1 protein-coding gene is annotated in these 430 nt (G+C 44.7%); it reads right to left on the bottom strand.

Annotated elements, in window-relative coordinates:
• Positions 1 to 430, bottom strand: a 430-nt coding sequence (locus tag G4407_RS16335) for a recombinase family protein (RefSeq protein ID WP_173689713.1), incomplete at both ends; no start/stop codon positions are given.

Raw genomic sequence — 430 nt, forward strand, 5'->3', positions numbered from 1 at the left:
CCACAATCCGCACATACAGCAATTCCGGATAACAGATATACCTGCTTTTGGTCAGGTGAAGTACGTGTATCCATGCCCAGAAGCCTCTGCACAATTTCAAAATCACGATCGCTCACCAGTGGCTCATGATTTTTCTCAATCCGGATCCAGTCATCTTCCGGTTTCACATAAGTCTGCTTCACTTTATGGTTCGGTGTTGTCCTTTTTCCCTGCACAAGATTTCCGATATAAACCTCGTTTTCCAGTATCCTGCGGACCGTAACGGAACTCCAAAGTGCCTGTTCTTTCTGCCGGAAGCCTGTTTCATAACGACTGCCGTTGCTGATTTTATACTCAAATGGGGAAAGAATACCCAGTTCATTTAAACGATTAGCGATCGCATCCTGACTCATTCCCTGCAGCTTCATCTTAAAAATATCCTGTACTACAC

The organism is Allocoprococcus comes, assembly GCF_013300725.1.
Lineage (GTDB): Bacteria > Bacillota > Clostridia > Lachnospirales > Lachnospiraceae > Allocoprococcus > Allocoprococcus comes_A.